At 70.5% G+C, this 9,272-nt stretch carries 8 protein-coding genes and 1 pseudogene; 7 read left to right on the top strand and 2 right to left on the bottom strand.

Going from position 1 to position 9,272, the window contains the following annotated elements:
• Both ACM2XV_RS09565 and ACM2XV_RS09560 read right to left on the bottom strand, forming a co-directional pair.
• Positions 1-361 (bottom strand): annotated as a pseudogene (locus tag ACM2XV_RS09565) (hypothetical protein); the annotation flags it as partial.
• Positions 362-366: 5 nt separating this feature from the next.
• Positions 367-921, bottom strand: a complete 555-nt coding sequence (locus ACM2XV_RS09560; RefSeq protein ID WP_487026765.1) for a hypothetical protein — start codon at positions 919-921, stop codon at positions 367-369.
• An 87-nt stretch (positions 922-1,008) separates the two neighbouring features.
• Between ACM2XV_RS09560 and ACM2XV_RS09555 the strand changes: the two genes are divergently transcribed.
• From ACM2XV_RS09555 to ACM2XV_RS09525, 7 genes are all read left to right on the top strand, one after another.
• Entirely contained in the window at positions 1,009-1,410 is a 402-nt protein-coding gene (locus tag ACM2XV_RS09555) for an ArsR/SmtB family transcription factor (protein ID WP_487026764.1), read from the top strand.
• Positions 1,411-1,422: 12 nt separating this feature from the next.
• A complete protein-coding gene (locus ACM2XV_RS09550; protein WP_487026763.1) occupies positions 1,423-1,920 on the top strand; it encodes an SRPBCC family protein in 498 nt (165 codons plus the stop codon).
• 50 nt (positions 1,921-1,970) lie between these two features.
• Entirely contained in the window at positions 1,971-2,393 is a 423-nt protein-coding gene (locus ACM2XV_RS09545) for a PNPOx family protein (RefSeq protein ID WP_487026762.1), read from the top strand.
• A 79-nt stretch (positions 2,394-2,472) separates the two neighbouring features.
• Positions 2,473-4,209 carry an FAD-dependent oxidoreductase gene (locus ACM2XV_RS09540; RefSeq protein ID WP_487026761.1) on the top strand — a complete coding sequence of 579 codons (1,737 nt, stop codon included), beginning with the start codon at positions 2,473-2,475 and terminating at the stop codon, positions 4,207-4,209.
• Positions 4,210-4,457: 248 nt separating this feature from the next.
• A complete protein-coding gene (locus ACM2XV_RS09535; protein ID WP_487026760.1) occupies positions 4,458-6,623 on the top strand; it encodes a catalase in 2,166 nt (721 codons plus the stop codon).
• Positions 6,624-6,679: 56 nt separating this feature from the next.
• Complete coding sequence (locus ACM2XV_RS09530; protein ID WP_487026759.1) at positions 6,680-8,146, top strand: MFS transporter; 1,467 nt, start codon at positions 6,680-6,682, stop codon at positions 8,144-8,146.
• A gap of 33 nt (positions 8,147-8,179) precedes the next feature.
• Entirely contained in the window at positions 8,180-9,109 is a 930-nt protein-coding gene (locus ACM2XV_RS09525) for an aldo/keto reductase (protein ID WP_344778275.1), read from the top strand.
• Positions 9,110-9,272: the final 163 nt, after the last annotated feature.

Raw genomic sequence — 9,272 nt, 5'->3', positions numbered from 1 at the left:
CGGCGAACCACGGGCGCACGTCGACGAGGGCGTTCAGCAGGCCGAACGCCACGATGACGGCGGTGAAGGGAGCGGCCGAGAGCAGCAGGCGGCCGATGCCGTCCGCCGTCACGGGGCCGAGCAGTTGCACGCCCGTGAACGGGGCGGGCAGCGAGATCAGCGGCAGGTCGAGCAGGCGGATGCCGGTACCGGCCGCCCCCGCGAACACGGCGCCGTAGACGACACGCGCGACCATGAACACCGCCGCGAAGACGACGCTCTGGCGCAGGGGAGCGGCCCGGAACCGCAGGCGCACATGCGCCCGCAGCGAGGCGAGCGCCGTGCGCCGTGCGCGTTGCCGAGGCTCGAGCCCGGTGGGCATAGGAGCTATCCCTGCGGCGGTGTCGTGTCGGTGCCGGTGGTGAACTTGAGCCCGAGCGTCTGGCCGGGCTTCACCTGCTGGGTCGTGATCGAGCTCGCGGCGTAGTCCCACTCCCCGGCGTCCTTCACCCAGACCGCCCAGTACGCGTAGGCGGCCGGCATGCTCTGGCAGGTCTCGGTGTAGGGGTCGTGACCGGGGACGTCGATCGCCGTCGACGCAGACGGCGAGCCGTTCACGCGGCAGACCACCTGATCGCCGTACTTCTGGGTGCCCGCCGTCGTGACGTCGACCTCCTTCAAGGCGGCCGCCGCGGTGATGGGCCCTGTTGCCGGCGCGCAGGCGTCGATGTCGGTCGCGCCGAGCAGCCCGAACTGCACCGTCACGAACACGCCGTCGCAGTCGGCGGCGCTCGCGGGGGACGCGGGGCTCGCGGTCGGCGTCGCGGTGGCGTGCTGCGTGGTGCCCGTATGCGTCGTCGCCGACGGTGTCGCCGAGCCGGCACAGCCCGCGAGGGCGAGCACAGCGGCGGCGAGGGCGAGGGCAGTCACGGTGCGGCGCATGGGCACCAGGCTACCGGGCAGTCGGGGTGCCGACTTCGTCGATGACGCTCTTGCGCGCGACATCCGCGCGCCCTAATCTACAACCAAATGGTTGCACAAATTGACGTCGCACTCGACGACGAGGCGGTCGATCGCATCTTCCGCGCCCTCGCCGACGCGACGCGGCGTGACATCGTGGCGCGCGTGCTGCAGCGGCCGCACTCCGTCTCCGAGCTCGCGGCCGGCTACGCGATGAGCTTCGCGGCCGTGCAGAAGCACGTCGCGGTGCTCGAGAAGGCGGCGCTCGTGAGCAAGAGCAGGAACGGCCGCGAGCAGCTCGTGAGCGGAGAGGTCGGGACGATCGGCCGTGCGCAGGAACTGCTGCGCCGCTACGAGCAGCTGTGGCACGCACGCGCCGCGGCGATCGACGCGCTGCTCGACGAGGAACGGCCCGAACGGCGCGATCGGCATCGGCGCCGCGGGCGACATGACCAACGGAACGACGACTAAGGGAGGGGCACCATGCCCGTCATCTCATCCACCCGCGACCCCGAGGCGCGCAGCCTCACCATCGTGTGCGAGTTCGCGGCGCCGCCCGAGCGGGTCTGGCAGCTCTGGGAGGACCCGCGCCAGCTCGAGAAGTGGTGGTGCCCCGAACCGTACCCGGCGACGTTCGAGTCCCACGACCTCACGCCGGGCGGGTCCTCGAGCTACTACTCGACGGGCCCCAACGGCGAGTTCCAGCGCGCGTGGTGGGCGACGACCGCGGTCGAGAAGCCGCACCGCCTCGAGTTCGACGGCGGCCTCGCCGACAACGACACGAAGGAGCGCGACCCAGCCGGGGTCATGCACGGCACCGTCACCTTCGAGCCCATCGAGGCGGGCACCCGGATGACGGCCGTGACCGTCTTCGACTCCGTCGCCTACATGGAGAAGATGCTCGCGATGGGCCACGAGGAAGGGTCGAAGCTGGCACTCGGCCAGATCGACGGGCTGCTCGCCGACGTGCCCGCGGCCTGAGGCGTCCGCGCGGTATTGCGCTCCGCGGGCGTGAGAGGCAATCTGGCTCGATGCACGCGAGCTTCAGGCGACGCTACCTCGACATCCTGAACCGCACGCTCAATCCGCTCACGCTCGCCGCCGCCAAGCGGGGCAGGGGTCCGTTCTCGGTCATCCGGCACGTCGGGCGCAAGACGGGCCGCACCTTCGAGACGCCGGTCATCCTGGCGGGCCACCCCGACGGCTTCATTGCGGAACTGACCTACGGCCCCGGCGTCAACTGGTACCGCAACATCACGCACGGCGGCGGCGAGATCGAGCATCTCGGCGCCACCTACCGCATTCTCTCGGTCGAGTCGCTCGACCCCGGTGAGGCCGTGCGCGCGTTCACCCGCGTGCAGCGCGTCGTGCTGCGCGTGCTGCGGCGCCGCGACTTCCGGCTGATCCGCACCTCGCCCGTGCCGAGCGACCCGCGCGCCTGGGCCCGGCCGTAGCCGGCGGCACGGGGCCGGAGCGGTGGCCGGCAGGCGCCCCTCTCTTATTGACAGCGAGTCAGTAGTAGCATCGGCAGCCATGACGGCAACGACGCCAGAGAAGGTGCCCGGCACCGCGTTCGACCACGACGTCGTGGTCGTCGGGTCGGGTTTCGGCGGCTCGGTCGCGGCGCTGCGACTGGCTGAGAAGGGCTACGACGTGCTGGTCTACGAGGCGGGCAGGCGCTTCGCGGATCACGAGTTCGCGAAGACCAACTGGGACGTCAGGAACGCGCTCTGGGCACCGGCGCTCGGCTGGTACGGCCCGCAGCGGCTGCACAAGCTTCCCGACGTCCTCGTGCTCGCGGGCGCCGGTGTCGGCGGCGGCTCGCTCAACTACGCGAACGTCCAGTACGTGCCGGGGGAGCGGTTCTTCTCGACCGGCAGCTGGGCGGGCATCACCGACTGGCGGCGCGAGCTCGCGCCGCACTACGAGACGGCGAAGCGGATGCTGGGCACGGTCGAGCACTACCCGTACGACGGCGCCGCCGAGCAGCTCATGCGGAAGGTCTCCGTGCGCCTCGGCGTTCCCGAGACGTTCCGCGTCGCGCCCACGGGCGTGTACTACGGGACGCCGGGCCGCGAGGCCCCTGGCGAGACCGTGCCCGACCCCTTCTTCGGCGGCGAGGGCCCGGCGCGCACGAGCTGCACCCTCTGCGGCAACTGCATGGTCGGCTGCCGCGTCGGGGCGAAGAACAGCCTGACCAAGAACTACCTGTGGCTCGCCGAGCGGCGCGGCGCGGTCATCGAGCCCATGCGCACGGTGGTCGGCGTGCGCCCCCTCGACCCCGCCGACCCGACCCGCGGCTTCGCCGTCACCACCGAGCGCACGGGCACGGCTCTCACGCCGAAGGACCGTCGCACCGTCACCGCAGGTCAGGTCGTCTTCGCGGCCGGCGCGTGGGGCACCCAGAAGCTGCTGCACGGTCTCGTCGCCCGCGGCGAGCTGCCCGCCCTGTCTCCGGCCCTCGGCCGGCTCACGCGCACGAACTCCGAGGCGCTCGACGGGGCCCTCGCGGTGCGCGTCCCCGATGTCGACCTGACGGCGGGCTCGGCGATCACGACCTCGCTCTACGTCGACGAGAGCACCCACGTGCAGAACGTGCGCTACGGCAAGGGCTCGAACGCCATGATGGCGCTCGTGACGGTGCTCGCACCGGGCGGGAGGCCCCTGCACCGGCGGCTGGGCTTCCTGCTCGGGCGGCTCGCGCGGCATCCGCTCGCCGAACTGCGTGCGAGCGTGCCGTGGCGCGCCACCGAGCGCGGTGTGATCGCGCTCGTCATGCAGAGCGCCGACAACTCGCTCACGGTGAGCGCGCGCCGAGGGATGCTGGGCGGGGTCCGGCTCACGAGCAGGCAGGGCGACGGCGCGCCGAACCCCGACTGGCTGCCGCAGGCCCACCGTGCTGCCGAGGCGATGGCGGCCCAGCTCGAGGAGGACACGGGCGTGCACGCGCTGCCGAGGGGCTCGTGGCTCGAGCTGTTCGGGGTGCCGCTGACCGCCCACTTCCTCGGCGGCGCGACGATCTCGAGCGACCCGGCCGACGGTGTCGTCGACCCGTATCACCGGGTGTGGAACTACCCCGGGCTGCACATCGTCGACGGTTCCGCCGTCTCGGCGAACCTCGGCGTCAACCCGGCGCTCACGATCACAGCGCAGGCAGAGCGCGCGTTCTCGCTGTGGCCGCAGCGCGGTGCCGCAGACCGCCGGCCGGAGCAGGGCGCGCCCTACGTCGAGCTCGGCGCAGGCCGTGGCGCCCGGTTGTCCAGATCGTGATCTCGGCGCACTTGACCGCTGCAACCGCCCCGGGCAGAGTGTGCTGCGGATCAATGGCGATCCGGGGGATCGCGCAAGCGCCGGCACTTCGAGCAACGACTACAACGAAGTGGTCGCCGACCCCAAGGGACTGTGAAGAACCGGTCCGAGCGCACGTCTTCGAAGCCGGGTGGGGCTCCGAGGACGCCCCTGCCCGGCGGCAGGCCGTGTTGCGTTAGCGAGCCACGGCGGCGGGGAACTTCCCCCGCATGACTGCTGACTCTGATCCCATCCAGGTGCCGGGAGCGCCGGCATCCGAACCGCCCGCCGTCGACGAGCCCACGCGGCCGCGCGGGCCCCTCCCGCCCAAGCCCGACCAGTCGGGCCCCGACACCTACACGCCGACCGGCGCCGTCACCGCGACCCCGCGCGACGCCGTCGCACAGCAGGGCGAGCGACTCACGACCGCGCAGGGCCTGCCGCTGCGCGACACCGACCACTCGCTGAAGGCCGGGCGCCGCGGCCCCGTGCTGCTGCAGGACCACCATCTGCGCGAGAAGATCACGCATTTCGACCACGAGCGGATTCCCGAGCGCGTCGTGCACGCCCGGGGCGCCGCCGCGCACGGCGCCTTCGTCGCCAACGGCGAGGCGGTCGCCTACACGCGCGCCGCGTTCCTCAAGCCGGGAGCCGTCACCGAGACCTTCGTGCGGTTCTCGACCGTGCTCGGCTCGCGCGGCTCGGCCGACACGGTGCGCGACACCCGCGGCTTCGCGACGAAGTTCTACACGACCGAGGGCGTCTACGACCTCGTTGGCAACAACATCCCGGTGTTCTTCATCCAGGACGCGATCAAGTTCCCCGACATCATCCACGCGGGCAAGCCCCACCCCGACCGCGAGATCCCGCAGGCGCAGTCGGCGCACGACACCTTCTGGGACTTCGTCTCGCTGCACACCGAGGCCCAGCACCACACGATGTGGAACATGTCCGATCGCGCGCTGCCGCGCTCGTACCGCATGATGCAGGGGTTCGGCATCCACACCTTCCGCCTCATCAACGAAGAGGGCGTGACCACGCTCGTCAAGTTCCACTGGCGCCCGCGTCTCGGCACGCACGGCTTGACGTGGGAGGAGGCGCAGCTGATCGCCGGCAAGGATCCCGACTTCCACCGCCGCGACCTCGCCGACGCGATCGAGACGGGCGCCTTCCCCGACTGGGACTTCGGAATCCAGGTCTTCCCCGACACCGAGGACCAGCTCTTCCACGGAATCGACCTGCTCGACCCGACGAAGATCGTGCCGGAGGAGCTCGCGCCCGTGAAGGTCGTCGGCACCATGACGCTCGACCGGAACCCGAGCAACTACTTCGCCGAAACCGAGCAGGTCGCTTTCCACCCGGGACACCTCGTTCCGGGCATCGACGTGACGAGCGACCCGCTGCTGCAGGGCAGGCTGTTCTCGTATCTCGACACGCAGATCACGCGCCTCGGCGGCCCCAACTTCGCCCAGCTGCCCATCAACCGCCCGCACGCCGAGATCAACGACATGCTGCGCGACGGGATGCACCAGACCGCGGTGCACTCCGGGGTCGCGCCGTACCACCCGAACTCGCTCGACGGCGGGTGCCCGTTCCCGGCGATGGTCACGGGCGGCGCCGAGCAGGGCGCGACGCACGACGACGGCGCGTTCGTCGACGTGCCGCAGCACCTCGCCGAGGACGTCGTGACGCGCGAGCAGCCCGCGAGCTTCGACGACCACTTCTCGCAGGCGCGGCTGTTCTATCGCTCGCTGACGCCCGTCGAGCAGCTGCACGTCAAGCAGGCCTACGCGTTCGAGCTCGGCAAGGTCTACGAGCAGGCGATTACGGAGCGCCAGCTGCGCTGCCTCGCCAATATCGACGCCGAGCTGTGCGGCTTCGTCGCTGAGCAGCTCGGGCTGCCGGCGCCCGCGCCCACCGAGCAGGTGCCCGACAGCGAGCCGAGCCCGGCGCTGCGCATGGTCACGGGCGACCGCTGGCCGGTGAGCGGCCGTCAGGTCGGGATCGTGGTCGATGACGACACGGATGCCGCGGCCGTGGCATCCGCCCGGGAGACGCTGCACGCGGCGGGCGTGACGCCCCTCGTCGTCGCGCCCCACGGCGGCACGATCGGCGGCGTCCCCGTGCAGCGCAGCTTCCACACGGCCACGAGCGTCGAGCTCGACGCGGTGATCGTGCTCGCACCGGCGGTGGACCCGCGCGTACTGGAGCTGCTGCGCGAGGCGTTCCGGCACGACAAGGCGATCGGAGTCGCGACGGAGGCGCAGGCGCTGCTGGCCGACGTGGCGATCCCGCCGACCGCGCCCGGCCTCGTCACGGGGGACACCGCGGCCGTGATCGGCGGAGTTCTCGACCTGCTGCCGTCGCACCGCGTCTGGGAGCGGGAACTGGTGTAGAAGAGAACTGGCAAGTCGCGAGTGCAGCTACGGGTGTGATCGGGAAGGGCATCGAGATGACGACGGCGTCAGCATCTGAATCAGCAGCAGGGGGCGCCGGCACCGTCCGCAGCCTCATCCCCGCCAGGCTCGACCGGTTGCCGTGGACCCGGTTCCACTGGTCCATCGTGGTCGGTCTCGGCGTCGCGTGGATCCTCGACGGGCTCGAGATCCAGATCGTCGCCGCCAACGGCTACGCCGACACGCTGCACCTGTCGGCAACGCAGGTGGGCCTCGTCGGCACGACCTATCTCGTCGGCCAGGTGGTCGGCTCGCTCTACTTCGGGTGGCTGTCCGACCGCCTCGGCCGACGGCGGCTGTTCATTCTGACGCTCGCGATCTACCTGATCGGCTCCGGCGTCGCCGGCTTCGCCTTCTCGCTGTGGTTCCTGCTGATCTTCCGGTTCATCGCCGGCGCCGGCATCGGCGGAGAGTACGCGGCCATCAACTCCGCCATCGACGAGCTGATCCCGTCGCACTACCGCGGCCGGGTCGACATCGCGATCAACGGCACGTACTGGGCCGGCGCGGCGCTCGGCGCCGCCGCGAGCATCCCGCTGTTCAACCCCGATGTCATCAGCCAGGACTGGGGCTGGCGCATCGGCTTCTGGATCGGCCCCGTGCTCGGCCTGTTCATCATCTATCTGCGCAGGCACATCCCCGAGAGTCCGCGCTGGCTCATCACGCACGGCCGCGCCGAGCAGGCCGAGCGGACCATCGACGAGATCGAGCAGCGCGTCGAGTCGACGGGCGGGCGCCTCGAACGGGTCGACGACTCCGCGGCCATCGAGTTGAAGCCGATCGAGTACGTGCCGTTCCGGACGATCGTGGGCGTGCTGTTCCGGAAGTATCCCAAACGCACCCTCACGGCCGCCGCGATGATGATCACGCAGTCGTTCCTCTACAACGCGATCTTCTTCACCTACGCGCTCGTGCTGCAGAACTTCTACGACATCCCGCGCGACCACACGCCGTACTTCCTGTTCCCGTTCGCCGCCGGCAACCTCATCGGCCCGCTCGTGCTCGGCCACCTGTTCGACACGATCGGTCGGCGCAAGATGATCTTCGCGACCTACGGGCTCTCGGGTCTCGTGCTGCTGGTCTCGGCGTTCCTCTTCCACGCGGGCGCCCTCACCGCCACGACGCAGACGATCTTCTGGTGCGTCGCGTTCTTCTTCGCCTCGGCGGGGGCATCCAGCGCGTACCTCACCGTGAGCGAGACGTTCCCCCTCGAACTGCGGGCCCAGGCGATCTCGTACTTCTTCTCGCTCGCCCAGATCTTCGGCTCGATCGCGCCGGCGCTCTACGGCGCGCTCATCGGCGACGGCTCGCAGCGCGGCCCGCTGACCATCGGCTACATCATCGGGGCGGTCATCATGATCCTGGGCGGGGTGATCGCGATCATCTTCGGCACGGACGCCGAGCGGAAGTCGCTCGAGACCGTCAGCGAACCGCTGTCGCTCGTCGGCGTGCGCAACGGCTAGGGCGGATCGAACCGATTCGATAAGAATGGCAGGGTGAAGACACTTGCACTGCCGCAGACCGATCTGACCGCTTCCAACCTGATCCTCGGCCTGATGCGGATCACCGACCTCGACGACGAGGCGATCCGCACTCTGGTCGGCACCGCCCGCGACGAGGGCATCGACTTCTTCGACCACGCCGACGTCTACGGCAGCTCGCGCCACCAGTGCGAGCAGCGCTTCGGCGACGCGGTGCGCTTCACGGGAAGCGAGCGCGAGCAGGTCAAGATCCAGACGAAGACGGGCATCGTGCCGGGCGCGTTCGACTTCTCGAAGGAGCACATCGTCGAGTCGGTGGATGCCTCACTCGCGGCGCTGCGCACCGACTACCTCGATGTCCTGCTGCTGCACCGGCCCGATGCCCTGGTCGAGCCCGAAGAGGTCGCCGCCGCGTTCGATCAGCTCGAGGCATCCGGGAAGGTGCGCAACTTCGGCGTCTCCAACCACACGCCGGGCCAGATCGAGCTGCTCAAGAAGTACGTGCGCCAGCCGCTCGCCTTCAACCAGGTGCAGCTGTCGATCACGCACGCGCCGCTGATCGCCGCAGGGGTCGCCGCGAACATGGCGGCGCTCGACCAGTCGGTCGACCGCGACAACGGCATCCTCGACTACGCGCGCCTGCACGACATCACCCTGCAGGCCTGGTCGCCGTTCCAGAAGCAGTTCTTCAACGGCGTGTTCCTCGGCGACCGCGAGACCTACCCCGAGCTGAACGACGCCATCGACGAGCTCGCCGCGAAGTACGACGTCACCCCGACCGCGATCGCGGTGGCCTGGATCACCCGGCACCCCGCGGACTTCCAGGTCGTGCTCGGCACCACGAAGCCCGAGCGCGTGCGCGAGGCCGCGGCGGGCAGCGATCTCGCGCTCACGCGCGTGGAGTGGTATCGCCTGTTCACGGCCGCGGGCTACACGCTGCCGTAGCGCGCCCGAGGCGCGCGGCGCCCGCCGTAACAAAGAGTGCGGCGGGCGCCGCGCCGTGCGCGCCGCTTTAGGCTGAATCGGTGGCCCCGCATGACACCTCTCAGCTCGACAACCCCGCCTGGTACTCCCTGATCGGAGCTCATTCCCGGCACGCGCGCGGCGC

The sequence above is a fragment of the Gryllotalpicola sp. CP2-P1 genome (genome assembly GCF_057512245.1).
This window is presented reverse-complemented; position numbering and strand designations above follow the sequence as displayed.

Excerpts from the sequence above, each read along its gene's own strand:
- ACM2XV_RS09535 (WP_487026760.1), top strand. The coding sequence starts at position 4,458 with ATGACTGCTGACTCTGATCCCATCCAGGTGCCGGGAGCGCCGGCATCC.
- ACM2XV_RS09530 (WP_487026759.1), top strand. The coding sequence starts at position 6,680 with ATGACGACGGCGTCAGCATCTGAATCAGCAGCAGGGGGCGCCGGCACC.
- ACM2XV_RS09545 (WP_487026762.1), top strand. The coding sequence starts at position 1,971 with ATGCACGCGAGCTTCAGGCGACGCTACCTCGACATCCTGAACCGCACG.
- ACM2XV_RS09555 (WP_487026764.1), top strand. The coding sequence starts at position 1,009 with ATGGTTGCACAAATTGACGTCGCACTCGACGACGAGGCGGTCGATCGC.
- ACM2XV_RS09560 (WP_487026765.1), bottom strand. The coding sequence starts at position 921 with ATGCGCCGCACCGTGACTGCCCTCGCCCTCGCCGCCGCTGTGCTCGCC.
- ACM2XV_RS09550 (WP_487026763.1), top strand. The coding sequence starts at position 1,423 with ATGCCCGTCATCTCATCCACCCGCGACCCCGAGGCGCGCAGCCTCACC.
- ACM2XV_RS09540 (WP_487026761.1), top strand. The coding sequence starts at position 2,473 with ATGACGGCAACGACGCCAGAGAAGGTGCCCGGCACCGCGTTCGACCAC.